The organism is Roseitalea porphyridii, assembly GCF_004331955.1.
Lineage (GTDB): Bacteria > Pseudomonadota > Alphaproteobacteria > Rhizobiales > Rhizobiaceae > Roseitalea > Roseitalea porphyridii.
In genome coordinates this window covers 88,881-114,201 of the sequence record NZ_CP036532.1, presented here as the reverse complement: position 1 = coordinate 114,201, position 25,321 = coordinate 88,881, and the positions used below count along the sequence as shown (strand labels likewise).

Sequence of the window (25,321 nt, the reverse complement as noted above, 5' to 3'; positions counted from 1 at the left end):
TGCCCCTAGCTCAGCGCCACGTTCGCCGCGCTTTCCTTGAGCTCCTCGCCGAAGCAGCGCTGGTAGAACTCGGCGACCAGCGTGCGTTCGAGATCGTCGCACTTGTTCAGGAAGGTCAGCCTGAAGGCCATCGCGACGTCGCCGAAGATCTCGGCGTTCTCGGCCCAGGTGATGACCGTGCGCGGGCTCATCACGGTCGACAGGTCGCCATTGATGAAGGCCTGCCGGGTCAGGTCGGCCAGCCGCACCATCGCGTTGACGGTCTCGCGGCCTTCCCTGGTCTGGTAGTGCTTGGCCTTGGCGAGAACGATCTCGACCTCGTTGTCGTGCGGCAGATAGTTGAGCGTGGTGACGATCGACCAGCGGTCCATCTGCGCCTGGTTGATCTGCTGGGTGCCGTGATAGAGACCGGTCGTGTCGCCGAGGCCGACCGTGTTGGCGGTGGCGAACAGGCGGAAGGCCGGGTGCGGACGGATGACGCGGGACTGGTCGAGCAGCGTCAGCCGGCCCGAACTCTCCAGCACGCGCTGGATGACGAACATGACGTCCGGCCGGCCGGCGTCGTACTCGTCGAAGACCAGCGCGACATTGTTCTGATAGGCCCAGGGCAGGATGCCGTCGCGGAACTCGGTGACCTGCTTGCCGTCCTGGACCACGATGGCGTCCTTGCCGACCAGGTCGATCCGCGAAATGTGGCTGTCGAGATTGACGCGCACGCACGGCCAGTTGAGCCGTGCGGCGACCTGCTCGATGTGGGTCGACTTGCCGGTGCCGTGGTAGCCCGAGACCATGACGCGGCGGTTGTGTGCGAAGCCGGCGAGGATGGCCAGCGTCGTCGCCCGGTCGAAGATGTAGTCCGGGTCGATGTCGGGCACGTGCGAATCTCCGGCCGAGAAGGCCGGCACGGTCATGTCGACGTCGAGGCCGAAGGTCTCGCGCACGTCGACGCTGGTGTCGGGCATGTCGGCAATATCGAGATCGATCTTGTTCATGGGGCTTTCCTGGCGCGACGCCTCGCCGCCGCGCTTACGCGTTCACGGATTGCGGGCTAGCACAGGCCTGCGGTCTTTAACAATTGGTAGGCCTGGATGACGTCCCGGAAGCGCTCCTCGGAGGTGCGGTCGCCACCATTGGCGTCGGGATGGTGCTTCTTGACCAGTTCCTTGTAGCGGGTCTTGATGTCGTCCGACGAGGCGCTGTCCTTCAGGCCCAGCGTGCGCATCGCCCGCGATTCCAGCGGCTTCAGCCTGCGGACGGGTTCTGTGTTCTGGGCGCGCGCCCAAGCGGCCGGATCGCGCATGCGCATGGCCTTGGCCGAACCCGACTTCATCTCGGCGAAGGTGGGCGCGGCGGTCGTCTTGGCGTTGGCGGTACCCATCTTCCAGGTCGGCCGGTTGCCGATCATGGATTCCTTCTGGAATTTGGCGACGTCGTCGTCCGACAGGCCCGAGAAGTAGTTGTAATTCTTGTTGTATTCGCGCACGTGATCGAGGCAGAACCACAGATACTCGCCCTCGCGATTGCGACCCGCCGGCGCCTTGTGGCGACCGGGCTGCTCGCAGCCGGCCCACTGGCAACGATTGCGCGCCTCTTCCTCAGCCTTGCGCTTCTTGCCGCCGGGCTTGATGCGGATCGAATCGAAATATTTCGAGCTGGGTTTCATGCGTAACCGATTATGGGGCCGCGGCCCCTGCCGACAAGGATTGACACCGGGAATGCGCGCGTTACGCCGGACCGGACGGCGCGGAAAAAGCGACGCACTCGTGTACCGGTCATGGGGGCGCGTGACAAGCGGGAGATAGGCATTGGCAGGTTCGATTGAAAGCGCGATGCGCGACAAATTGACGGCGGCGTTCGCGCCCGAGCGGCTAGAAGTGATCAACGAAAGCCATCTGCACGCCGGCCATCAGGGCGGGGTGATGGACGGCACGGGCGAGACACACTTCCGCGTGCGGATCGTCTCGGCGGCGTTTGACAGCATGGCCCGGCTGGCGCGGCACCGGGCTGTCAACGCCGCGCTTGCCGAAGAGCTGGCAAATGGAGTGCACGCGCTGGCGATCGAGCCGGCGGCGCCGGGCGAGGCGGTCAGGTGGTGACGAGGCCCGGCCGAACCTTCACACCGGTCTGACCCGCAGACGCTTGATCCGGTTCTTCTCGCGCTTGAGGATGATGAAGCGCTTGCCGTGGAAGGTGAAGGCCTGCTTCTCGGCGGGTATCGTCTTGGCCTCATGGATGACGAGGCCGGCGATCGTGTTGGCATCGTCGTCGGGCAGGTCCCAGTCGAGCGCGCGGTTGAGATCGCGGATCGGCACCGAACCGTCGACGACCACCGAACCGTCCGCCTCGGTCGTCACGCCGGCGACCTCCACATCGTGCTCGTCGGCGATGTCGCCGATGATCTCCTCGATGATGTCCTCGAGCGTGACGAGCCCTTCGAGTTCGCCATATTCGTCGACCACCAGCGCCACATGGGCCTTTCGCCGCAGGAAGGCGTTGAGCTGGTCCTTGAGCATGGTCGTGTCGGGCACGAACCAGGGCCTGTTGGCGACCTTCATGATGTCGATCCGCGTGGGATCGTTGTCGGCCGCGTGCAGCGCGCGTAGCAGGTCCTTGGCATGGACGATGCCGACGATGTTGTCGGTCTCGCCACGCCAGACCGGCAGCCGCGTATAAGGGCTTTCGAGCACTTCCCGCACCACCGTCTCGGGCGGATCGTCGGCATTGACCATGCGCATCGCCGTGCGGTGGATCATGATGTCGCCGACATCGAGTTCGGACAGATCGAGCACGCCGCCGAGCCGGTCGCGCTCCTCCTTGATGAACGAGCCCTCCTCGTGCAGCACCTCGACGGCGCCGCGCAGTTCCTCGTGCGCCGACAGGATCTGTTCGCCCTTGCCGAAGGTGACGCCGAACAGCGCCAGGATGCGCCGCACGATCACGTCGACCGCATAGGCGAGCGGCGCGACGATGGCGACGAAGCGCTGGATCAGCGGCACCACGGTCATCGCGAACCGGTCGGTCTTCGAGATGCCGAGGTATTTCGGCAGCACCTCGGCGAAGATGACCAGCATGACCGTCATCAGCAGCGTGGCGTAGACCACCCCGGTTTCGCCGAACAGCGACAGGAACAGGCTCGTCGCCAGCGCCGACGAAAGCACGTTGACGAGGTTGTTGCCGATCAGCAGCGCGCCGATCAGCCGTTCCTTGTTCTCGGTGAGCCGGCTGACGGCTTCGGCCCGTTCGTTGCCCTGGTTGCCGAGCTGCTTCATGCGGCCGCGCGAGACCGCGGTCAGCGCGGTTTCGGAGCCCGAGAAGAAGCCGGACATGCAGATCAGCAGCAGGACGGCGAGGGCGGTGATCCAGATTTCCATGATGGTCAGCTTTCGAGCGTGTCTTTCAGGAAGGCCCGCACTTCCGACGGCGGCACGTCACGGGCGATGAAGGCCTCGCCGATGCCGCGGGTCAGGATGAAGGTCAGCGCGCCGCGCGAAACCTTCTTGTCCTGGGCGATGAAGTCCATCAGCGTGTCGGCATCGGCGATGTGCGAACGGATGGCGGACAGATCGGTGGGCAGGCCGGCCCTTTCAAGGTGGGCGGCGACGCGCCTTGCATCGTCGGGGCTGGCAAGGTTCATGCGCGCCGAAAAGGCGTGCGCCAGCACCATGCCGATGGCGACGCCCTCGCCATGGACCAGAATGTCCGACCGGTAGCCGGTGATCGCCTCGAGCGCATGGCCGAACGTGTGGCCCAGATTGAGCAATGCGCGCTCGCCGGCCTCGCGCTCGTCGCGGGCGACGATGTCCGCCTTGGCGCGGCACGAACGGGCGATGGCATCGGTGCGCGCCGGCCCGCCATCCATGATCGCGTCGAGGTTTTCTTCGAGCCAGGCAAAGAACGGTGCATCGCCGATCAGCCCGTACTTGGCGATCTCGGCGTAGCCGGCGCGGAATTCGCGTGCCGGCAGGGTATCGAGCACGCCGGTGTCGGCGATCACCAGCCGCGGCTGGTGGAACGCGCCGACGAGGTTCTTGCCCTGCGGTGCGTTGATGCCGGTCTTGCCGCCGACCGAGGAATCCACCTGTGCGAGCAATGACGTCGGCACCTGAACGAAATCCATGCCGCGCCGGGTGACGGCGGCCGCGAAGCCGGCCAGATCGCCGATCACGCCGCCACCGAGCGCCACGACCAGATCGCCGCGCTCGAGCCGCGCCTCGAGCAGCGCCTCGACCGTCTGCTGCAGATGATCGAAACCCTTGGTGGCTTCGCCGGGGGGCAGGACGATCGGCGTCGAGGCGATCCCGGCCGCCGACAGGGCGTCTGCCAGTGGGCCCAGATGCAGCGGGGCGACGTTCTCGTCGGTGACGATCGCGCATCGGGCACCGGACGCCAGCGCCACGACCCGTTCGCCGGTCTCCTGCAGCGCGCCGGGACCGATGACGATGTCGTAGGCACGTGCGCCGAGGTCGACGCGGACGGTCTGGCGGGTGTCGATGTCGGTGGTCATGTCGGGTCCTGTGCGGCCTTTTCGGGCGTGCCGGCCAGATGGTCGTGCAACGCCTCGATCACGGTCTGGGCCATCTCCTCCTTGCTGGCATCGCGCGAGGCCACGGTGACGTCGGCCCGGGCGTAGACCGGATAGCGCTCGTCGATGAGCTTCTGCATGACGGCGCGCGGGTCGGGCGCCTTCAGTAAGGGACGGGTCGACTTGCGGGCGACGCGGGCCATCAGAAGATCGATGTCGGCCGACAGCCAGACCGAGACGGCCGACGCGGCGATGGCCGCGCGCGTATCGGCGTTCATGAAGGCTCCGCCTCCGGTCGCCAGCACCGAGGATCCGGCGTCGAGCAACCGGGCCATCACGCTGGCCTCGAGGCGACGGAACTCCGGCTCGCCATAGGCCTCGAAGATATCGGGAATCGACATGTTGGCCGCCGCCTCGATCTCGTGGTCGGCATCGACGAACGGCCAGTCGAGCCGGGCGGCCAGCTTGCGGCCGATCGCCGACTTGCCGGCGCCCATCATGCCGATCAGCACGATCGGCCTGCCATTAAGGCGCGCGGCGACCTCGCCGGCCATGTCGGTCGATTGTTCCGTCATCGTATGGCGTTAGCACATCAGGACGATTGCCGAGTCAAGGCGATTCGCCGGCCTTGATCTCGGGCCGTGTCCGGCCGCATAAGGAATTCGATGTCTGGTCCACCGACGATTGCGAGCGCTGCATCATGCCAAGTCTGATCCGGTTCGTCGTCGTGCTGGGCATCCTGGCGGGCATCGCCTACGGCGCGATGGCCGCGCTGGTCTTCTTCGTCGAGCCGCAAACCCGGCCGATGAGCGTGACGGTTCCCGCCGACCGGCTCGATCCGCAGCGCATCATCGTGCGCCAGCCCGAGCCGGAACCGGTCGATGCCGTCGAGGCTGCCGGGGGCGAGGACGAGCCCGCCGATCCGCAATAGCGAGAATTCGGTAAGGTGCCCGCGATATGCTGGCGTCATGATCGAGCCGTTTCTGGAAATGATGAGCGCCGAACGCGGCGCGGCCGCCAACACGCTGGCCTCCTATCGTCACGACCTCGAAGACGCCGATGGCTATATGCGAACAAGGACCGGCAGGCCGCTGCAGCAAGCCGCGTCCGCCGATGTCGCTTCCTATCTGCGGGCCCTTTCTGGCGAGGGACTGGCGGCCAGTTCGCAGGCGCGGCGGCTGTCGGCGCTGCGTCAGTTCTTCCGGTTCCTCTATGCCGAGGGCGTTCGCGGTGACGATCCGACCGGCCCGATCGCCTCGCCGAAGAAGGCCCGCGCCCTGCCGAAGCACCTGAGCACGGACGCCGTGTCGCGCCTTCTGGAAAGGGCGCGCGCGGAAGCCGACGCGGACGGCGCGGGCGCCAATGCGGTGCGGGCGAAGCGGACGCGCGCGGTCGTTGAACTGCTTTATGCGACGGGCCTGCGGATCAGCGAACTGACCGGGCTTCCCGCCGCGCTGCTCGGCCGGGCCGAACCTTTCTTCACGATCCGGGGCAAGGGCGGCAAGGAGCGGCTCGTGCCGCTGTCCGAGGCCGCGCGCGCGGCCTGTCTCGACTACCGGCAGGCGCTGGACGCCGATCCGCGCGCGGTGGATTGCCCGTTCCTCTTCCCGAACGAGACCTTCGGCGCGCCGGTGGCCCGACAGGTGCTGGCGCGTGATCTGAAGGCGCTCGGCGCCCGGTGCGGCATCGCCGCCGCGCAGCTTTCGCCGCACGTGTTGCGGCATGCCTTCGCCACGCACCTGCTGCAGAACGGAGCGGACCTGCGCGTCGTGCAGCAACTGCTCGGACATGCCGACATCTCGACGACGCAGATCTATACCCATGTGCTCGACGAGCGCCTGCACGCGCTGGTCAGCGCGCATCATCCGCTGGCCGCTGCGACACGGCGGCACTGACATCGCCGCCCGTGCGGCTTCTTGACACGCCGCCCTTTTGCCGCCACCTGCGGGGCGCAAAAGCCGGCGAAACGGCAGGACGGGGCACCGGATCACGCATGTACAGCTATCTTGAGTTCGAAAAACCGATTGCCGATCTGGAAGGCCAGATCCTGGAACTCAAGAAGATCGCCGAGAGCGGGGAAGGCGCCGTCGACGTCGCCGACGAGATCGCCCGGCTGGAAAAGCGGTCCCATGAAGCGCTCGTGGAGGCCTATCGCAAGCTGACGCCGTGGCAAAAGGCGATGGTGGCGCGCCATCCGGACAGGCCCCATTGCGTCGATTTCGTCGAGGCACTGTTTACCGAGTTCACGCCGCTCGCCGGAGACAGGAAGTTCGCCGAGGATCAGGCGATCATGGCCGGCTTTGCCCGCTATCACGGAACGCCCGTCGCGGTGATCGGCCAGGAGAAGGGTCACGACACCAAGACGCGCCTGAAGCACAATTTCGGCATGGCGCGGCCGGAGGGCTATCGGAAGGCGGTGCGCATCATGGAGCTCGCCGACCGGTTCGGACTGCCGGTGATCACGCTCGTGGACACGGCGGGCGCCTACCCGGGCATCGGCGCCGAGGAACGCGGCCAGGCCGAGGCGATCGCCCGATCGACAGAGAAGTGCCTCAACCTTTCGGTGCCGATCGTCTCGGTGATCGTCGGCGAAGGCGGGTCGGGTGGCGCGATCGCCATCGCCACGGCCAACAAGGTCTACATGCTCGAACATGCCATCTATTCGGTGATCTCTCCGGAAGCGGGCGCATCGATCCTGTGGCGCGACGCGACGCGGGCCAAGGACGTCGCGACCGCCATGAAGATCACCGCGCAGGACCTTGTCGATCTGAAGATCATCGACGGCATCATCCCCGAGCCGCTGGGCGGAGCGCACCGCGACACGGCTGCCGTGATGGCCGAGACCGACACCTATCTGAAGAAGGCCATGTCCGCGCTCGGCGAAAAGGACGGCGAGACCCTGCGGCGCGAGCGACGCGAGAAGTTTCTCGCCATTGGCCGAAACATCTGACCGGGCATGTCTGCCGGTCAGCCGGGCGGTTCAGCCCTGCTCCGAACCGGCACGCCGCAGGCGGATGGCGAGCGCAAGGATGCGTCGCACCCGGTAGAGATCGAACGGCACGACATTGCCGTTGCCGCCAAGGCTGTCGAGCCGCCGGTCGGCGGCCGCGATCGCCGTCTCGATTGTGTCGTCGCACAGGTCGCCATCGCCCGCCAGGATGTTCGCGATCCGCATCATTTCAGACGTGCACCGCACGGCTCCACCACCCTCTCATCGCCCGCCTCCGAGTATCGCATTGTCGGGCGCGGCATTCCGCATTCTCGTGCGGAAGCGGCGGCGTCATGGTTAACGAACGGTATGGGGAGATCGGCGGATTGAACTCAAATGCCGCCGATCTGCCCGATCGGCTTGGTTGACAAGAGGTTACGGCGGGGCGCCGTCGAGCAGCCCTGTGGAAAAGGTTCGGGAGAGAAAGGGACCTTTTGGGGATCACCGCGACGCTCAAGGGGGACCCGTGGCGAACGATGTCCGAACTGTGGCCTTTTGGGCCTTTTCAGGTGCGGGACCGGACCGGAACCAGCAGCAGCAGACCCAGCACGAACAGGATCAGGATCGGCGTGATGCCGATGCGCTGGCTGTCGAACCAGTCGGTGAACAGCCAGATGCCGGCCGGCGCGAGGAAGGCGGTGGCCCGGCCTGACAGGGCATAAAGGCCGAACGCCTCGCCCATCTGTTCGGGGTGGCCCACCTGATCGACCAGCAGCGGCCGCGAGGCTGCCTGCAATGCGCCGCCGGCGGCGCCGATCAGGGCGCCGGCGACATAGAACATGATGTCGGGGACCGCCGAACCGGCCTCCAGCACGATGAACAGGACGCTCGTATCCGTCGTCGAGATGACGAGTGCGCTCGCGGCGATGAGCGTGAGGATGGCGACCGTGACGACGGTCCTGGTTCCGATGCGGGCGTCGAGCCAGCCGCCGAGGATGCAGCCGAAGATGCCGGTGATCGAGGCGAGGATGCCGAAGACGCCGAGCTGGATCGTGGTCCAGCCGAGCACGCCGACAGCGTAGATGCCGCCGAACGTGTAGAGCCCGTTTAGCGCATCGCGATAGAACATCGAGGCGCCCAGGAACGCGAACAGGCTGCGCTGGCGCGGCAGCGTGCGGATCGTTTCCCACAACTGGCGCAGGCCGGCCGCGAAGGCGTTGACCGCATCCTTTCGGCGGGCCGCATCGGGCGTGAAGAGGAACAGCGGGATGACGAAGATGGTGAACCAGATGGCGGTCAGAGGGCCCGATGCCCGATCTCCCTCCGCCGCCGACGGGTCGAGCCCGAAGATCGGATCAAGGCCGAGCAGGGTCTTGCCGCTGTCGGGGTCGGCGACCATCAGAGCGAGCATCGCGATCAGGCAGATCAGACCGCCCGCATAGCCGAGCGCCCAGGCATTGCCCGAAAGACCGCCCAGCTTCTCGCGGCCGACCAGCCCAGGCATCATCGCGTTGTTGAAGATCGCGGCGAACTCGAAGCCGATCAGCGCGATGACGAAGGCGATCAGCGCTAGCGCGACGTTGGCGGGCGCGGGATCGGGCGTGACGTACCAGAGCGAGAAGACGGCGAGGATCGCGAGCACCGAAAAGCCCGCGATCCACGGCTTGCGCGGGCCGGTGGCGTCCGACAGCGCGCCGAGCACGGGCGCCAGAAAGGCGATGATGAAGCCGCCGATCGTCGCCGCCATCGCCCAGTCGGTCTGCCCGTCAACGGGATTGGCGGCGACCTGGCCGGCGAAATAGGGCGCGAAGACGAAGGTGATGATCAGCGTGTGGAACGGCTGCGCCGCCCAGTCGAACAGCATCCAGCTGAAAATGCCGCGCCGTCCGGCGCCGACCAGTGGTACGGGTTCCTGTGCCGTCGCGCTCATCGCTGCTCTCCGGATCGTGTCATCGCCTGCCCTATGCCACCAGATCTCCCAGCAGCCCCGCCGCGACGGTCAGACGCGAGACCGTCAGGTCGCCATGGTCGGTCAGCTCGAAGATGCGGTCCTGCACGCGGGCGATGCGCACCTTGTTGGCATCCACCCAGGCGTGCACCGCCTCGGTCGGGTCGGCGCCATTGCCTTCGCCAAGCGCGGTCGTCGTAATGGCCAGTCGCGCGGCGTGGATCGTGTCGAGCGCGCGCTGCTGGGCGAGACCGTCGAAATAGTCGTGCGCCGACAGCTTGTGCGCGAGATGTTCGAGCCGGCCGATGCGGAAACTCTTGGTGACCTCGAAATAGCCGCGCGCGGCCTCGACCACCGGCAGGCCGGTCACATCGCTCGCCGTCTGGATGTCCGGCGCCATGGCGATGATCGGCAGCATGGCGAGGCGCCGGGCAGCCGTGTCGGCGAGGCCGGACTGGCCGAACCCCTCGCGCCGGGTCCTGATCCAGCCGGTCAGGTAATCGGGAGCGATCCGCATCAGTTCGGGCTCGAGCGCGGCCCGCGTGCCGGCGAGCCGCTCGACGGCCGGCCCGATCGGGCCGGTCATGTCGCCGCATTTCAGATACTGGCCGATCGCCGTGCGCAGAGCCTCGGCGAGTTCGTCGTAGATCTGCATCTGGGCGTCGCCCGACACCTTGTTGTCGAGCGCGTCGATCGCGCCGTGCAGGGCCTCGATGTCATAGGCGTCCCGGCAGATGACGTGGGCGCGCGTGATGCCAGAGGGCAGCATGCCGGTAGCGTCCTCGAAGCGGCTGACCACGGAGGGGCCGCCACGGTTGACGACCTGATTGGCAAGCTGGGTGGCGATGATCTCGCGGCGCAGACGGTGCGTTGCGATCCTGTCGGCATAGGCTTCGCGCATGCGCGGCGGGAAATAGGCGAAAAGGTCCTTCTCGAGGTAGGGGTCGTCGGGCAGCTGCGATCGCACGAGATCGTCGAACAGGACGATCTTGGCGTAGGACAAAAGCACGCCGATCTCCGCCCGCGACAGGCCCTGTCCGGCTTGGCGTCGTTCGGCGAGCGTCTCCTCGTCGGGCAGCAGCTCCACCTGCCGGTCGAGCATGCCCCGTTCCTCGAGCGAGGTCATCAGCCGGGCCTGCAGGGCGAGGTTGGCGGCCTTGCGCCGTTCCGCGCGGCTGATCGTGAGCGTCTGCTCGTAATTGTTGTGCAGGACCAGATCGGCGACCGATCCGGTCATCGCGGCAAGCAGCTTGTCGCGCTTGGGCCGCGCCAGCGTGCCGTCGGCAAGTGCGCCGGCAAGGGCGATCTTGATGTTCACCTCAAGGTCCGAGGAATTGACGCCGGCCGAATTGTCGATCGCGTCGGAATTGCAGCGCCCGCCGCGCAGGCCGTATTCGATCCGCGCGCGCTGCGTCAGGCCCAGATTGGCCCCCTCGCCGATCACCTTGGCGCGCACCTGCCGCGCGGTGACGCGGATCGGATCGTTGGCGCGGTCGCCCACTTCGGCGTCGCGTTCGTCCGAAGCGCGGATATAGGTGCCGATCCCGCCGAACCACATCAGCTCCGCGTCGGCCTGCAGGATCGCCTGCATGATCTCGAACGGCGAGGCCTTCTGCTTGTCGAGGCCGATCGCGTCGGCGGCCGCCTTGGACAGTGTGATCAGCTTCTGGCTGCGCGGGAACACGCCGCCGCCGCGCGACAGTTTGGAGATGTCGTAGTCCTGCCAGCTCGACCGGCCCAGTTCAAACACCCGCTTGCGCTCGGCGAAGCTGGCGGCGGGATCGGGGTCCGGGTCGATGAAGATGTCGCGATGGTCGAAGGCGGCGATCAGCCGGATCTGCTCGGACAGCAGCATGCCGTTGCCGAACACGTCGCCTGACATGTCGCCGACGCCGACCACGGTGAACGGTTCGGTCTGGATGTCCTTGTCCATCTCGCGGAAATGGCGCTTGACCGCCTCCCATGCGCCGCGCGCGGTGATGCCCATCTTCTTGTGGTCGTAACCGGCCGAGCCGCCCGATGCGAACGCATCGTCGAGCCAGAAGCCATGCGCCTGCGAGATTGCGTTGGCGGTGTCGGAGAAGCTTGCCGTGCCCTTGTCGGCGGCGACGACGAGATAGGGGTCCTCGCCGTCGCGGCGCACCGTGTGCGGCGGCGGAACGACCGTCTCGCCGTCGAGATTGTCGGTCACCGACAAAAGCGCGGAGACGAAGGTGATGTAGGCCTGCCGCCCAGCCTCGAAGAACTCCTCGCGGCTGCCGCTCCGGGGCAGCCGCTTGGGCAGGAAGCCGCCCTTGGCGCCGACGGGCACGATCACCGCGTTCTTGACCTGTTGCGCCTTGACCAGGCCGAGCACCTCGGTGCGGTAGTCCTCCGAACGGTCCGACCAGCGCAGGCCGCCACGGGCGATCGGGCCGAAGCGCAGATGCACCCCCTCGACCTCGGGACCGAACACGAAGATCTCGCGATAGGGGCGTGGCTCGGGCAGCGAATCGATCGCCTTGGGGTCGAGCTTGAGCGCCAGCGTCGTGCGGTTCCCGCCGTCGGGATCGGGATTGTAGAAGCTGGTGCGCAGCGTTGCCAGGATGGCCGAGCAGAAGCGCCGCAGGATGCGGTCCTCGTCGATCGAAGGGACCTCGGCGAGCGCGTCGCGGAAGGCGGCGAGCAGGTGCTTTTCGGTGACGGCCGTGTCCTCGTCAGGATCGGCCTGGCGCGCCGGATTGAAGCGTGCGTCGAACAGTTCGAACAGTTGCCGCGCCAGTTCGGCGTGGCGTTCGAGCGTGATCGCCATGTAGTCCTGGCTGTAGGCGATGCCGGCCTGCCGCAGATAGCGGCCATAGCTGCGCAGCACGGTGACCGTGCGCGCGCTCATGCCGGTCGCCAGGATCAGCGCATTGTAACGGTCGTTGTCGATCTGTCGTGCCCAGACGGCGCGGAACGCCTCCTCGAACAGTTCGCCGTCGTCACCGAGCGAGACCGGCGCGCCCGAGGCGCTTTCGATCTGCATGACGTGCAGCCAGATGCAGTGCGGACGGTCCTCCTGCGACGCGTTGCAGCCGATCCGGTAGGTCAGTTCGGCGATGACGCGGAAGCCCATGTTCTCGAGCAGCGGCACGCGCTCGGACAGGGCGACCGGCTCGTCGGCGTGGAAGATGCGCAGCGAGGCCGTGTGCTCCTCCGCCGTCTCCTCCTGATGGAAATCGACGGCCATCGGGTTCTGGGCGGTGATCGCGTCGATGAAGGCAAGGTCGGAGACGGCCTGCTCGGTCGTCACCGTGTCGCGGTAGGATTCGGGGAAAGCGAACAGATCGCCGTCGACCGCAAGGCCGGCCTCGACGATCGCCTCGCGCAGCGCGTCCTGCCAGCTGCGAATGATCGCCGCCACGCCGCGCTCGAGCGAGGCCTGGGTCGGTGTCGGCGTCTTGCCCTTGCGCCGGCCGATGATGATGTGGACCCGCGCAAGCTGCCCCTCGGGGAAGGCCGGATAGAAGGCCGAGACGTGGCCGTCATACATCTGCGCCATGTAGGCGCTGATCCGTTCGCGTATGTCCGAATCGTACTGGTCGCGCGGCACGAACACGATGATCGAGACGAAACGGTCGAACGCGTCGATGCGGCTGAGCACGCGCACGCGCGGACGGTCCGACAGCGCCACGATCGCCTCGGCGTGACGGGTCAGCACAGGCGCGTCGATCTGGAACAGTTCGTCGCGCGGATAGGATTCGAGCACGTTGAGCAGCGCCTTGCCCGAATGGCTGTCGGGGTCGTGGTGCGAGCGCTTGATCACCGCCTCGATCTTCGAACGCAGATAGGGGATGCGCAGCACCGAGCGCGTGTAGGCGGTCGAGGTGAACAGGCCGACCAGCCGCAGTTCGCCCGACAGCTTTCCCTTGTCGTCGTAGCGCTTGATGCCGATGTAATCCATGTAGGTGCGGCGGTGGACGACCGACTTGAGGTTCGCCTTGGTGACGATCAGGATGTCGCGGCTGTTCAGGAAGGCGCGAATCTCGGGCGTCGTGGTCACCGGATCGTCGCCGCGCCGCAGGATACGCACGTCGGGATCGCTGAGGATGCCGAGCGCCGGCTGGTCGGCGCGCTGCAGCTTGCCGCGCTTTTCGCCGCCGACGAAGTCGTACTCGCGGATGCCGAGGAAGGTGAAATTGTCCTCGCGCAGCCAGTGCAGGAATTCGAGCGCCTCCTTCACGTCGCTCTTGCGTGCCGGCAGGACGCCGTTCTCCAGTTCGGCGACGACCGCGTCCAGCCGGTCCAGCATGGCGCGCCAGTCGCGCACGGCCGAGGCCACCTGACCGAGGGTGGACCGGATGTTGTCGGCCATCTTTTCGGCCTGGGCCTCGTCGATCCCGGTGACGATCGCGGAGATGACGCTGGTGCGGACGGTCTCCTGCAGCGCCATGCCCGGCCGCGACTTGTCGACGACCTCGAAGCCCTTTTCGTCATGGTGGATGTCGAGCACGGGATGGACGACGAACTCGACCGAGGGAACGGCCGCGTTGATCTCGCCGAGCACCGAATCGAACAGGAAGGGCTTGTTCTCGTTGACGACCGCGAACAGCGTGGCCGGCCGGCCGGCGCGGTCGGTCATCGTGCGGACCCGCACCAGCGAATCCGGTCCGCGATGGATCGCAACCGTCTCGGCGGCCAGCGCTATGGCGGCCGCGAGCACCTCTTCTTCCAGATTGGCCAGATCCTCGGCGTGCGCGTCGGCGATCAGGGGGCCGGCGAGAGCCGTGGCCTGCGGTTCCAGCGTGTCGGTGATTCGGGTCAGCTTGCGCTTCGCCGTCGCAGCCATTGCCTTTGCCATGTCCCCTCCCGTCGGTCTTTTATCGTTTACTTGCCAGCCCTTGCGGTCTAGACCGACAGCATAACAGCGCCATGGCAGTTTGCATTACAAAATGCAGGGCGACTGGCGGTGGCGATGAACGCATGCCCCGTGCCGGCCGTGGACGACGAGATGAACGACAAGCCCGATCCCCACGCCAACGAACGTGAAGCGCGCAAGGCGCTCGAACGTGTCCAGCGCGACGCGGAAGTCGTCGGCCAGTCCTCTTTCGTGCGGGCGGCGGGCCGGGCGCGCGAACATCTGGCTGGCGCCGATGCCGATCCGTCCGATCCGGCGGAAGTGTGGGGTCGACGGGTCGGGCGCGGCCTGTCGGTCATCGCCTTCATCGGTCTTGCGATCTGGCTGATCGGCTATCTGGCCCGATGACCGGGACGACCGAATCCGCGGCGGGCCGCACGCCCCTGCCCGGAGCCGTTGCGGTCATCTCCAGCCATGTTGCGCGGGGCGCGGTCGGAAATCGCGCCGCCGTGTTCGCGATCGAGACCCTCGGCCATCCGGTGATCGCCGTGCCCACGGTGATCCTGCCCTGGCATCCCGGACACGGGTCGGCGACGCGCATGGTGCACGATCCGGCTTTGTTTGCCGGCTTCATGTCCGATCTGGCGGGCGGCCCGTTCGCCGGCGAGATTGATGCGGTTCTTTCGGGCTATATCGGCTCGCCCGATCAGGTTCCTGCGATCGCCGATGCCGTGACGTCGCTGCGCCGCAGGCGGCCGGGACTGATGTTCGCCTGCGATCCGGTGATCGGCGACGCGAACGGGCTCTACGTGCCGGACGAGGTCGCGCACGCCATCGCCGGGCACTTGGTGCCGGCGGCCGACATTGCAACGCCGAACCGGTTCGAACTCGCTTGGCTCGTCGGTCGGCCCTTAAAGGACAATGCCGACCTGATCGCTGCCGCACGGACGCTCGGACCGCCGAAGGTTCTGGTGACGAGCGCGTTCGCGGGCGCCCCGGACCGCACCGGCAACCTGCTGGTGACGGCGCATGGAGCGCTTCTGGCCGAACATCCGGCGTTCGCCCGCGTGCCGAATGGAACCGGCGATCTGACCGCCGCGCTGCTGGTCGCGCATCTGTTGGATGGCCGCACCGAGGCCGAGGCGCTGATGCTGGCGACCGCCTCGGTCTATGACGTCCTGCAGAGCACGAGGGCGCGCGGGGCCGATGAACTGACACTCGCCGCCGATGCCGACCTTCTCCGGACGCCGAAGTCGAAGATCGATGCGACGGTGATCGAAGACCGGTCGCGGCCTGCGGAAACCGGGCGGGTTGCCGTGAAATAACCGGCCGGCGGGTTCAGCCGAGCCTGTCGAGCTTGCGCTGCATCTCGGCGATCTGATCGCGCATGGTCTGCAGATCGTCGCCCGCCCGTTCGCCTTCGGCGGCGTTGCCCGTGCCCTGTTCGGAACCGGTCTGTTCGGACTTGGCCTGCATGTCGGCCATTACCGCGAACGGGTTGAACATCTTCATGGCTTCCTGGAACAGGGCCATGTTGCGCTGGGTCTGTTCGCCGAACATCTGCTGGCTGGTCGCCATGACGTCCATCGGCGACTTGCCCACCATCGAGGCCATTTGCTCGCGGATGCGTTCCTGCTCCTTGGCGAAGGCGGCCATGGAGTGTTCGAGATAGCTCGGCACGACCATCTGCATCTGGTCGCCGTAGAACGAGATGAGCTGGCGCAGCACCGAGACCGGCAACATGGTCTGGCCCGACTTGGCCTCCTGCTCGAAGATGATCTGGGTGAGAACCGAGTGGGTGATATCCTGACCGGACTTGGCGTCCTGGACGACGAAATCCTCGTCCTCCTTGACCATCGTCGCCAGGTCGTCGAGCGTCACATAGGTGCTCGTTCCGGTGTTGTAGAGGCGGCGATTGGCGTACTTCTTGATGATCGTTGCGCCATCGTTCTTGGCCATGGACATCTCCTTCAGGTCCGTCCGTCGCCGTCAGCGCGCCTGACGACCTTGTCTGTTGACGCAACAGTAGTCGGTCATCTGATCGAATTCAAAACGTTTCTTGCATCGCACCAATCGGTGATCGCGGTCCGCCAAGTCTTGGCCCTTTAACCAATAGGCATGGCCGGCGATATATGGCACAGGTGCCGCACCCGGCGCCTCGCCGCGCCCCCGAGAACGGAAAATCCAGGAGTTCAGTCATGGAACCCATCGTCATCGCAAGCGCCGCGCGCACGCCCGTGGGCGCCTTCAACGGAGCGTTCGCCACCGTCCCCGCCCACGAACTGGGCGCGACGGCGATCAAGGGCGCGCTGGAGCGTGCCGGCGTCGATCCGGCCGATGTCGACGAGGTGATCATGGGCCAGATCCTCTCGGCCGGCGAGGGGCAGAACCCGGCGCGCCAGGCGGCCATGGCGGCCGGCTGCCCGCAGGAAACCACGGCCTGGGGCATCAACCAGCTGTGCGGTTCGGGCCTGCGCGCGGTGGCGCTCGGCATGCAGCAGATCGCCACGGGCGACGCGTCGATCGTGGTCGCCGGCGGCCATGAATCGATGTCGATGGCCCCGCACTGCCAGCACCTGCGCGGCGGCACCAAGATGGGCGACGTCAAGCTGGTCGACACCATGCTCAGGGACGCCCTGATGGATGCGTTCTACGGCTATCACATGGGCAATACGGCCGAGAACGTCGCCCGCCAGTGGCAGCTTACCCGCGATCAGCAGGACGAGTTCGCCGTCGCCAGCCAGAACAAGGCCGAAGCGGCCCAGAAGGCCGGCAAGTTCAAGGACGAGATCGTCGCCCACACCGTCAAGCACCGCAAGGGCGAGACGGTGGTCGAGGACGACGAGTACATCAAGCACGGCGTGACGCTGGACGGCGTCGGCAAGCTGCGCCCGGCCTTCGACAAGGAGGGCACGGTGACGGCGGCGAACGCGTCGGGCATCAACGATGGCGGCGCGGCAGCGGTGCTGATGAGCGCGGCCGAAGCCGAAAGGCGGGGCATCACGCCGATGGCGCGGATCGTCTCCTGGGCGACGGCCGGCGTCGATCCGCAGATCATGGGCACCGGGCCGATCCCGGCCTCGCGCAAGGCGCTCGAAAAGGCGGGCTGGAAGACCGACGATCTCGATCTGGTCGAGGCCAACGAGGCGTTCGCCGCCCAGGCCTGCGCGGTCAACAAGGACATGGGCTGGAACCCGGAGATCGTCAACGTCAATGGCGGGGCGATCGCGATCGGTCACCCTGTCGGCGCATCGGGTGCCCGCATCCTGAACACGCTGCTGTTCGAAATGGCCCGTCGCGACGCCAGGAAGGGGCTTGCCACGCTGTGCATCGGCGGCGGCATGGGCGTTGCGATGTGCGTGGAACGGGACTGAGGGAAGCGAATAGCGAATGGTGAATAGGGAGTGGCTGCGTAGCGCGCGTTTCGATCTGTTCGCTACTCGCCATTCGCTGTTGGCCCAAAAAAGGGAGGAGAACCAATCATGAGCAAAGTGGCGCTTGTCACGGGAGGAACGCGCGGAATCGGCGAGGCGATTTCCAAGGCGCTGAAGGATGCCGGCTACACGGTCGCGGCGACCTATGCGGGCAACGACGAAAAGGCCAAGGCCTTCACCGACGCGACCGGCATTGCGACCTACAAGTGGAACGTCGCCGACTATGACGAGTCCAAGGCCGGCATCGAGAAGGTCGAGGCCGACCTCGGTCCGATCGATGTCGTGGTCGCCAATGCCGGCATCACGCGCGATGCGCCATTCCACAAGATGACGCCCGACCAGTGGAAAGAGGTGATCGACACCAATCTGACCGGTGTCTTCAACACGATCCATCCGGTCTGGCCCGGCATGCGCGAGCGCAAGTTCGGCCGCGTGATCGTGATCAGTTCGGTCAACGGTCAGAAGGGGCAGTTCGCGCAGGCCAACTATGCGGCCACGAAGGCCGGCGATATCGGCATCGTGCGCAGCCTCGCCCAGGAAGGCGCCCGGGCCAACATCACGGTCAACGCGATCTGTCCGGGTTATATCGCAACCGAAATGGTCATGGCGGTGCCGGAAAAGGTGCGCGAACAGATCATCGCGCAAATCCCGGCCGGCCGCCTGGGCGAACCCGACGAGATCGCCCGCTGTGTGGCGTTCCTCGCCTCCGACGATGCCGGCTTCATCACCGGGTCGACGATTTCGGCCAATGGCGGACAGTTCTTCAGCTAGCCACGGTCGGGTGGCCGCGCATGCCCCATCGAATGCGCGGCCTTTTCCGTGGCGTAGAGGCTTCCGACCCTGACGGGGTCCTGCTGAACCGCAGATGAACGGTGGTCGGCGGGGCGGTGCGTCCCGGGCTCAGCCCGCCTCTATCTCTTCGCGCAGCATTTCAAGTTCCAGCCAGCGTTCTTCCTTGGCTGCGTGCTCGGCACGCCGTTCTTCGAGCGCCTCGGCTGTCGCGGAGAAGCCGGCCGGATCGCGCGCGAAGAAGTCCGGATCGGCGAGCCGCGCTTCGAGTTCCGCAATCTCGCCGGCGAGCGCCTCGATTTCGCCGGGCAGGGTTTCGAGCGCGAACTTGTCCTTGTAGGAGAGCTTGCCGGACGGGGCCGGTGGCCGGCTCTCCTTTTCGCGCGGGTTTGGCCGGGACCGGGAAGGCGAGTCGCTGGTCGCAGACCGGGGCTTTTCTTTGGCGGCGCCGCGCTGGGCGACCATGTCCGAATAGCCGCCGGCATAGGCGATCCAGCGGCCGTCGCGGTCGGGATCGGGCGCGATCACGGCATTGACCGTCCGATCGAGAAAGTCGCGGTCGTGGCTGACCAGAAGCACGGTGCCGTCGAAGCCGGCGACGAGTTCTTCGAGCAGGTCGAGGGTTTCCATGTCGAGATCGTTGGTCGGCTCGTCGAGAACGAGCAGATTGGCCGGTCGCGCCAGAAGCTTTGCCAGTACGAGCCGGGCCTTCTCGCCGCCGGAGAGTTCGCGCACCGGCGTTCGGGCCTGTTCCGGATTGAACAGGAAATCCTTCATGTAGGACGCGACGTGCTTTTGAGCACCGCCGACGATCAGCGACTGGCCGCGCCCATCGGTCAGGAAGTGTTCGAGCGTCTCGTCGGGATCGAGCGCGGCACGGCGCTGGTCGAGCATCGCCAGTTCGGTATTAGCGCCATGGCGTATGGTGCCTTCATCCGGGTCCAGGTCGCCTGTGAGGAGGCGGACGAGCGTCGTCTTGCCGGCGCCGTTCGGGCCGACAAGCCCGATCCGGTCGCCGCGATGGACCCGGACGGAGAAGTCGCGCACCAGCGGCTTTCCGCCGAGCGTCTTGGAGACGGAGCCTGCCTCGATGACCAGCTTGCCCGATGCGGCCGTTTCGGTCGCCTCGAGCTTCGCGGTTCCGGGCGCGCGTTCGTGGCTCCGGAAGCGCTGGCGCAGGGCGTTGAGTTCGCCGAGGCGGCGCTGGTTGCGCTTGCGGCGCGCGGTGACGCCATAGGTCAGCCAGTGCTCCTCGCGCACGATCTTGCGCTTGAGCTTGTGCAGGTCGCGTTCTTCTTCCTCCAGCACCTTATCGCGCCAGGCTTCGAACGCGCCGAAGCCGGCGCGATTCTCGCGCACCGTGCCGCGGTCGAGCCAGAAGGTCTTGCGGCTGACGTTCTCGAGGAACCGACGGTCGTGCGAGATGACGACGACCGCCGATGCCATGCGCGCGATCTCGCCTTCGAGCCATTCGATCGCGGGAAGGTCGAGATGGTTGGTCGGCTCGTCGAGCAGGACGAGATCGGGTTCGGGCGCGAGCGTGCGCGCAAGCGCGGCGCGGCGCGCCTCACCGCCCGAAAGGCCGGCGGGGCCCCGTTCCGGATCGAGGCCCAGTTCGATCAGCAGGCGCTCGGCGCGGTGGGGGTCGTCGAGGGGGCCGAGGTCCGCCTCGGCATAGGCCCGAAGGCTCGGATAATCGGCAAGATCGGGGGCCTGTGGCAGGTAGCGCACGGTCGCGCCGCGTTCCGTGATGACCTCGCCCGCCGAGGGTTCGACGAGCCCGGCCGCGATCTTCAGAAGCGTGGACTTGCCCGATCCGTTGCGGCCGACGAGCGCGATGCGGTCGCCCTGATGAACGGAGACGGCGACATCGGCCAGCAGCGGTGCGCCGCCGAACGTCAACGAGATGTCTTCGAGCCGCAAAAGCGGCGCGGGCGCGGCCATGGCATCGTCCAGTGCATCGGATCGATGCGCATGTGCCGATCGCGCCGACGGAAATCAACCCATCGGGTCGACCGTTATCGTCGCGTGCGGACGCGGCCCGCCGTCAGGCGAGCCGCGATCCGTCGCTCATGCGTTGCCGCTTACGGGCAGCGCGCGATGTAGGTGCTGCCGTCGGGACGGCGATAGCGGCAGGTCCGGCCGTCATCGAGCGTATCGAGCAGGACACCGGCGCCTGCGCCAGCGGCCGCGCTTGCGGCGATCGTGCCGGCATTGCCGCCCGTCGCAGCTGCGATACCGCCGCCCAGCAATGCGCCGCCCGCGGCCCGCTGCTCGGTCGTCGTGCAGCCGGCGGCCAGCATGCCGGCGGTCGCCACAGCGGCGATCGTCAATGCAATTTTCATGTCTTGGTCTCCCTGTTGAGATCGTTCGAACTATGCGCACCACAAAGTTCGCAAAGTGTCCGATATCACAGCGCGAACGCCGCGACCACCGCGGCGGTTCCATGCCCCAACGTAAGGCCGAGCGCGTCGGAGGCGCTGTTGGACAGGGTGAGCGAGCTGCCCATGGCCACTTCGACGCGGTCGAGCGGCCAGTCGGCCCCCGTAATCGTCAGGTCCGAAAGGTCGGAAAACGGGATCACCGAGAACAGCGTGCCGACGGGCCAGTCCGGGCACCGGCGCATTCCCGGCAGGAGCGGCACGGCCTCCTCGCGGCCGCTCGTCAGGATCACGTCGAGCCCCTGCCGTTCGGCAAGGCGGATGGCAAGCAGCATGCTGAACAGCGTGTGGTCGGTGCGCTCACCCCCGAGCGCGCCGCACAGGATAAGCGACCGCGCGCCGGCCGCCACGGCCTCGCCGATCGCGATCTCGCCGTCCGAGACGTCCTTGCGCGAGGGGTGATCCTGGCGGGGCACGCCGGCGTGGGTCTCGAGCAGCGCGGCGGGTGCGGAATCGAAGTCGCCGACCCACAGTTCGGGCCGCAGGCCCAGCGCTTCGGCGTGACGCATGCCGCCGTCAGCCGCGATTACTCGGGCACCGTCGATCTGCCGCGCAACTCTCGGCGTCGGTGTGAGTTCCCCGTCCAGAAGGATGGCGAAGCGGTCGGCGTGGGGCGCGTTCATGCCCCCGCTTATCGCGCTTTCCCGCGTCGCGCCAAGGGTTTGGTTGGATCGGCAGGTTTGGCTTGAATTGTGCGAACCGCGTTGCTAGGTCCGTGTTGCTTCTAACGGGGTGCCGGAAACGGCTGAGAGGCGAAAGCCAACCCGATGAACCTGATCCGGTTAGCACCGGCGTAGGGATTAGACGCGATTGTGCGGCTTTGACCGCCGGCGCCTGTCCCGTTCAACACGAACCATGGAGGTGCCGAAATGCACGCCCCGTCCCTTATCCGTTCCACTCTTGCCGCGCTGGCCGCCGGCTCCATCCTCGTCGCGCCCGCCCTGGCGCAGAACGACCGGACGCTGACCGTCTACACCTATGACAGCTTCACCGCCGAATGGGGCCCGGGCCCGCAGGTGGAGGAGGCTTTCGAGGCGCAATGCGCCTGCGACCTCGAGTTCGTCTCGGTCGCCGATGGCGTGGCGCTGCTCAACCGGCTGCGGCTGGAAGGTGGCCGTACCGATGCCGACATCGTGCTCGGCCTCGACACCAATCTGATGGCCGAGGCGCGCGAAAGCGGCTTCTTCGCGCCGCACGGTATCGACATGCCCGAGACCGCCATCCCCGGCGGTTGGGACGACGAGATGTTCGTGCCGTTCGACTTCGGCTACTTCGCGGTCGTCTACGACACCGAGACGATCGACGAGCCCTACGCCTCGATGGAGGCGTTTCTGAACAGCGAAGACGCGTCGAAGATCGCCATTCAGGATCCGCGCACCTCGACGCCGGGCCTCGGTCTGCTGCTGTGGCTGAAGAAGCTCTATGGCGAGGAGGCGCCTGCGGCGTACGAGAAGCTGGCCGACCGGGTTCTGACCGTCACGCCGGGCTGGTCGGAGGCCTACAATCTGTTCACCAACGGCGAAGTGCCGATGGTGCTGTCCTACACGACGTCTCCGGCGGTCCATATCCTGCTGGACGAGACCGAACGCTACCAGGCAATGGCGTTCGAGGAAGGCCACTACATGCAGATCGAGGTCGCCGCGCTCACCAGCCAGGCGGCGGACAACGAACTGGCCGGCGACTTCCTGCAGTTCATGACCGGCGAGGCATTCCAGCAGATCATCCCGCAGACCAACTGGATGCTGCCGGCCTTCATGCCGGTGGACGCGATCGATCCGGTCTTCGGCGAGATGGTCGATCCGGACGAAGCGCTCCTGTTCGACCCGGAAACGGTCTCCGAGAACCGCAAGGCGTGGACCGACCAGTGGCTCGAGGCGTTCAGCCGATGACCGGGCGGGCGCGATGACGGTGGTGGCCATGCGCCCGGCTCTGGCCGGTGCCATGGCGGCCGGTGTCGTTCTGATCGGGCTGTGTCTGGTTGCGATCGGCGCGCTCGCTGGCCAGGCCGGCACGGCGCCCGATGCCATGTCGGTTCTCGCCGATCCGACCGTCTGGCGCATCGTGCGCTTCACCCTGTGGCAGGCGGTGCTGTCGACGCTGCTGTCGGTCGGGCTCGCCATTCCGGTGGCGATCGCCTTCCATCGTCTCGCCGATGGCTGGCTGCGCCGGGCTGCGCTGGCGCTGTTCGCCCTGCCGCTGGCGCTGCCGCAGATCGTCGCCGTGCTCGGCATCGTCGCGCTCTATGGCGAACAGGGCGTTGTTCGCGCGCTGGCCGAAAGGGCCGGGCTCGCCGCGCCGTCGATCTACGGTCTTTCGGGCATCCTGATCGCGCATGTGTTCTTCAACCTGCCGCTGGCGGCGCGCATCCTGTTCGGGGCGCTGGCCGTGATGCCGGCCGAATATGACCGGCTTGCCGGCCAGCTCGGCATGGGTCCGGTCAGCCGGTTCCGGCTGGTCGACTGGCCGATCATGCGCCCGGCCGCCGCGAGCGCGTCGGCACTGATCTTCATGCTGTGCGTGACCAGCTTCGCCATCGTCCTGATCCTCGGCGGCGGCCCGCGCGCCACCACGCTGGAGGTGGCCCTCTACCAGGCTCTGACCTTCGACTTCGACATTCCGCGGGCGGTCGTGCTCACGCTGCTGCAACTGGCGATCACGATCACGGCCGTCGCCCTGTTCGCGCTGGCCGGGGGCGCGGTCGAGTCGGGCATGACGGTCGCCGAGGCCGACCGTCGCGCGCCGGTCGTCGGGGCGCGCGGTCTTGCAGGCCGGGTACCCGCGCTCGTCGTTCTGGTCGCGGTCGTCTTCGTCGCCCTGCCGTTCATCGCCATCATCGCCGGCGGACTGGTCGCCGATCTCGGCCGTCTGTTCACGCAGCGGTCGGTTCTGGGCGCGATCGGCACCTCGATCGGCCTGGGCCTTCTGGCGGCGTTGCTCGCCGTCCTGCTGGCGGGCCTTCTGTGCCGGGGCGCTGTCGTGCTGGCGGCGCGACGTCGCTTCTCCGGCGCGCCCGGCACCTGGGAGACCGTTCTTGCGCAGGCGCCCTCGCTGATCCTGGTGGTGCCGCCGATCGTCATCGCGGCGGGTTGGTTCATCGCCCTGCGCACGGTCACGGACGTCTATGCGGCCGCACCCTTCATGGTGGTTTCGGTCAACGCGGCGATGGCGATGCCGTTTGCCGCCCGGCTGATGCTGCCGGCCATGCTCGCCGCCGAGGAACGGCACGGCCGGCTGTGCGCGCATCTGGGCATCGGCGGCCTTGCGCGCGCGCGGCTCGTGTCCTGGCCCGTGTTGCGGGCGCCGCTGATCGCGGCCTCGGCATTCGCCTTCGCCCTGTCGCTCGGCGATCTCGGCGTGATCGCCCTGTTCGGTTCCGAGCAGGTGCGGACCATGCCGTTCCTCATCCTGCAGCGCATGGGCGCCTATCGCACGGACGATGCGGCGGGCCTTGCGCTGATCCTGATGGTGATGACGATGATCCTCATGCTGGCCGCCGAACACTTTGCGCGTCGGTCGGCGCCGGGGGCGGCACGATGAGCGGGGGCGGCACCAGTGTGCGGTGCGAGGCGCTGTCGTTCCGCTACCGGCCGGACGAGCCGGCGATGCGTTTTGATTGCGCCTTCGCGCCGGGACGGGTGACCTCGGTGATGGGGCCGAGCGGGTCGGGCAAGTCGACGCTGCTGGCGCTGATCGCCGGCTTCGAGCGGGCCGAGAGTGGCCGCATTCTGATCGGCGATGCGGATATCACGCGCCTGCCGCCGGCGCGTCGTCCGGTTTCGATCGTCTTTCAGGACAACAATCTGTTCGCCCATCTCGACGTGGCCGCCAATGTCGGCCTTGGCATCGCGCCCGATCTCAGGCTCGATTCGGCCGCGCGCGGCAAGCTCGCCGAGGCGCTCGATGCGGTCGGACTTGCCGGCTACGAGACCCGCAAGCCCGGCGCGCTGTCCGGCGGGGAGCGCCAGCGCGTCGCCATCGCCCGCGCGCTGGTGCGCGATCGGCCCGTGCTGATGCTTGACGAGGCGTTCGGATCGCTCGGGCCCGCGCTGCGCGCGGCGATGCTCGATCTGGTGGCCGACCTCCACCGGCGGATGGCGATGACGGTGATCATGGTCAGCCACGATCCGGACGACGCGCGCCGGATCGCCTCCGACCTCGTCTTCATCGATGGCGGCCGTGTCGCCGCCCAGGGCCCGACGGACCGATTGCTCGATGACGGTGAAAACGAGACGGTCCGTGCCTATCTGGGTTCGAGACAGACGCCGTCTTGACGCGCTTTTGCCAGATTTGGCCGCCACAGGGGCGTTGCCCGGGAAGCTTAACCGGGCTTTAACCAGCAAGGGGCTGATTGCCCGAAGACCCTGCGGCGAGCGGCCGCACCAGAGGCGGCGCGCAATGCACCAACCGGACCGACCCTGGCAGATTGTGAGCCGGCGCCT

23 protein-coding genes and 1 riboswitch are annotated in these 25,321 nt (G+C 67.1%); of the genes, 11 read left to right on the top strand and 12 right to left on the bottom strand.

What is annotated here, in order from left to right:
- Positions 1-5 precede the first annotated feature (5 nt).
- Positions 6-992: a cobaltochelatase subunit CobS gene (cobS, locus tag E0E05_RS00525; RefSeq protein ID WP_131614910.1), complete on the bottom strand. Its 987-nt coding sequence runs from the start codon at positions 990-992 to the stop codon at positions 6-8.
- Positions 993-1,048: 56 nt separating this feature from the next.
- A complete protein-coding gene (locus E0E05_RS00520) occupies positions 1,049-1,663 on the bottom strand; it encodes a J domain-containing protein (RefSeq protein WP_131614909.1) in 615 nt (204 codons plus the stop codon).
- 166 nt (positions 1,664-1,829) lie between these two features.
- Here E0E05_RS00520 and E0E05_RS00515 point away from each other — a divergent pair, with 166 nt between their 5' ends.
- Entirely contained in the window at positions 1,830-2,096 is a 267-nt protein-coding gene (locus tag E0E05_RS00515; RefSeq protein ID WP_131614908.1) for a BolA family protein, read from the top strand.
- An 18-nt stretch (positions 2,097-2,114) separates the two neighbouring features.
- Here E0E05_RS00515 and E0E05_RS00510 read toward each other — a convergent pair whose 3' ends face one another.
- From E0E05_RS00510 to E0E05_RS00500, 3 genes are read right to left on the bottom strand one after another with little or no spacing between them, the layout of a single operon-like run.
- The gene (locus tag E0E05_RS00510; RefSeq protein ID WP_131614907.1) at positions 2,115-3,371 is read right to left on the bottom strand and encodes an HlyC/CorC family transporter; all 1,257 of its coding nucleotides are present in this window, start codon (positions 3,369-3,371) and stop codon (positions 2,115-2,117) included.
- A 5-nt stretch (positions 3,372-3,376) separates the two neighbouring features.
- Positions 3,377-4,504 carry a 3-dehydroquinate synthase gene (aroB, locus tag E0E05_RS00505; RefSeq protein ID WP_131614906.1) on the bottom strand — a complete coding sequence of 376 codons (1,128 nt, stop codon included), beginning with the start codon at positions 4,502-4,504 and terminating at the stop codon, positions 3,377-3,379.
- A complete protein-coding gene (locus tag E0E05_RS00500) occupies positions 4,501-5,097 on the bottom strand; it encodes a shikimate kinase (RefSeq protein WP_131614905.1) in 597 nt (198 codons plus the stop codon). Before E0E05_RS00500 ends, aroB begins: the two co-directional genes overlap by 4 nt.
- A gap of 125 nt (positions 5,098-5,222) precedes the next feature.
- On the opposite strand from E0E05_RS00500, the gene E0E05_RS17850 reads away from it, so the two are divergent.
- The 3 genes from E0E05_RS17850 (at position 5,223) to E0E05_RS00485 (ending at position 7,472) form a co-directional block, all read left to right on the top strand.
- A complete protein-coding gene (locus E0E05_RS17850) occupies positions 5,223-5,453 on the top strand; it encodes a hypothetical protein (protein ID WP_428977584.1) in 231 nt (76 codons plus the stop codon).
- A gap of 37 nt (positions 5,454-5,490) precedes the next feature.
- Positions 5,491-6,417 (top strand): site-specific tyrosine recombinase XerD, encoded by a 927-nt coding sequence (locus tag E0E05_RS00490; protein WP_131614904.1) that lies wholly within the window; start codon positions 5,491-5,493, stop codon positions 6,415-6,417.
- A 98-nt stretch (positions 6,418-6,515) separates the two neighbouring features.
- Positions 6,516-7,472 carry an acetyl-CoA carboxylase carboxyltransferase subunit alpha gene (locus E0E05_RS00485; RefSeq protein WP_131614903.1) on the top strand — a complete coding sequence of 319 codons (957 nt, stop codon included), beginning with the start codon at positions 6,516-6,518 and terminating at the stop codon, positions 7,470-7,472.
- A gap of 30 nt (positions 7,473-7,502) precedes the next feature.
- Here E0E05_RS00485 and E0E05_RS00480 read toward each other — a convergent pair whose 3' ends face one another.
- From E0E05_RS00480 to E0E05_RS00470, 3 genes are all read right to left on the bottom strand, one after another.
- Positions 7,503-7,700, bottom strand: coding sequence for a hypothetical protein (locus tag E0E05_RS00480; protein ID WP_131614902.1), 198 nt, complete (start codon positions 7,698-7,700; stop codon positions 7,503-7,505).
- A gap of 316 nt (positions 7,701-8,016) precedes the next feature.
- Complete coding sequence (locus E0E05_RS00475; protein WP_131614901.1) at positions 8,017-9,381, bottom strand: MFS transporter; 1,365 nt, start codon at positions 9,379-9,381, stop codon at positions 8,017-8,019.
- 31 nt (positions 9,382-9,412) lie between these two features.
- Positions 9,413-14,221, bottom strand: coding sequence for an NAD-glutamate dehydrogenase (locus tag E0E05_RS00470; protein ID WP_131614900.1), 4,809 nt, complete (start codon positions 14,219-14,221; stop codon positions 9,413-9,415).
- A 114-nt stretch (positions 14,222-14,335) separates the two neighbouring features.
- Between E0E05_RS00470 and E0E05_RS00465 the strand changes: the two genes are divergently transcribed.
- Together E0E05_RS00465 and pdxY are read left to right on the top strand one after the other, a co-directional pair.
- Complete coding sequence (locus tag E0E05_RS00465; RefSeq protein ID WP_244597855.1) at positions 14,336-14,626, top strand: hypothetical protein; 291 nt, start codon at positions 14,336-14,338, stop codon at positions 14,624-14,626.
- Positions 14,623-15,543 (top strand): pyridoxal kinase PdxY, encoded by a 921-nt coding sequence (gene pdxY, locus E0E05_RS00460; protein ID WP_131614899.1) that lies wholly within the window; start codon positions 14,623-14,625, stop codon positions 15,541-15,543. Before E0E05_RS00465 ends, pdxY begins: the two co-directional genes overlap by 4 nt.
- 13 nt (positions 15,544-15,556) lie before the next feature.
- Here pdxY and phaR read toward each other — a convergent pair whose 3' ends face one another.
- The gene (gene phaR, locus E0E05_RS00455; protein WP_131614898.1) at positions 15,557-16,177 is read right to left on the bottom strand and encodes a polyhydroxyalkanoate synthesis repressor PhaR; all 621 of its coding nucleotides are present in this window, start codon (positions 16,175-16,177) and stop codon (positions 15,557-15,559) included.
- 239 nt (positions 16,178-16,416) lie between these two features.
- On the opposite strand from phaR, the gene E0E05_RS00450 reads away from it, so the two are divergent.
- Together E0E05_RS00450 and phbB are read left to right on the top strand one after the other, a co-directional pair.
- Positions 16,417-17,592, top strand: a complete 1,176-nt coding sequence (locus tag E0E05_RS00450; protein ID WP_131614897.1) for an acetyl-CoA C-acetyltransferase — start codon at positions 16,417-16,419, stop codon at positions 17,590-17,592.
- Between the two features lie 108 nt (positions 17,593-17,700).
- Positions 17,701-18,423: an acetoacetyl-CoA reductase gene (gene phbB / locus E0E05_RS00445; protein WP_131614896.1), complete on the top strand. Its 723-nt coding sequence runs from the start codon at positions 17,701-17,703 to the stop codon at positions 18,421-18,423.
- Between the two features lie 129 nt (positions 18,424-18,552).
- Here the strand turns inward: phbB and E0E05_RS00440 are convergent, their stop codons facing one another.
- The 3 genes from E0E05_RS00440 to E0E05_RS00430 all read right to left on the bottom strand — a co-directional run bounded on the left by E0E05_RS00440 (position 18,553) and on the right by E0E05_RS00430 (position 21,505).
- Positions 18,553-20,385, bottom strand: coding sequence for an ABC-F family ATP-binding cassette domain-containing protein (locus E0E05_RS00440; RefSeq protein ID WP_131614895.1), 1,833 nt, complete (start codon positions 20,383-20,385; stop codon positions 18,553-18,555).
- 140 nt (positions 20,386-20,525) lie between these two features.
- Positions 20,526-20,786, bottom strand: coding sequence for a hypothetical protein (locus E0E05_RS00435; protein WP_131614894.1), 261 nt, complete (start codon positions 20,784-20,786; stop codon positions 20,526-20,528).
- Between the two features lie 65 nt (positions 20,787-20,851).
- Positions 20,852-21,505 carry a thiamine diphosphokinase gene (locus E0E05_RS00430; protein WP_131614893.1) on the bottom strand — a complete coding sequence of 218 codons (654 nt, stop codon included), beginning with the start codon at positions 21,503-21,505 and terminating at the stop codon, positions 20,852-20,854.
- A gap of 95 nt (positions 21,506-21,600) precedes the next feature.
- Positions 21,601-21,699: riboswitch (TPP riboswitch) on the top strand.
- A 52-nt stretch (positions 21,700-21,751) separates the two neighbouring features.
- Here E0E05_RS00430 and thiB point away from each other — a divergent pair.
- Genes thiB through E0E05_RS00415 form a run of 3 tightly spaced genes read left to right on the top strand, consistent with a single transcriptional unit; the run spans position 21,752 to position 25,153 of the window.
- The gene (gene thiB, locus E0E05_RS00425) at positions 21,752-22,771 is read left to right on the top strand and encodes a thiamine ABC transporter substrate binding subunit (protein ID WP_131614892.1); all 1,020 of its coding nucleotides are present in this window, start codon (positions 21,752-21,754) and stop codon (positions 22,769-22,771) included.
- 28 nt (positions 22,772-22,799) lie between these two features.
- Entirely contained in the window at positions 22,800-24,419 is a 1,620-nt protein-coding gene (locus tag E0E05_RS00420; RefSeq protein ID WP_244597853.1) for an ABC transporter permease subunit, read from the top strand.
- On the top strand, positions 24,416-25,153 hold the full coding sequence (locus E0E05_RS00415; protein ID WP_131614890.1) for a thiamine ABC transporter ATP-binding protein: 738 nt from the start codon (positions 24,416-24,418) through the stop codon (positions 25,151-25,153). Before E0E05_RS00420 ends, E0E05_RS00415 begins: the two co-directional genes overlap by 4 nt.
- The last annotated feature ends 168 nt before the right edge of the window (positions 25,154-25,321 follow it).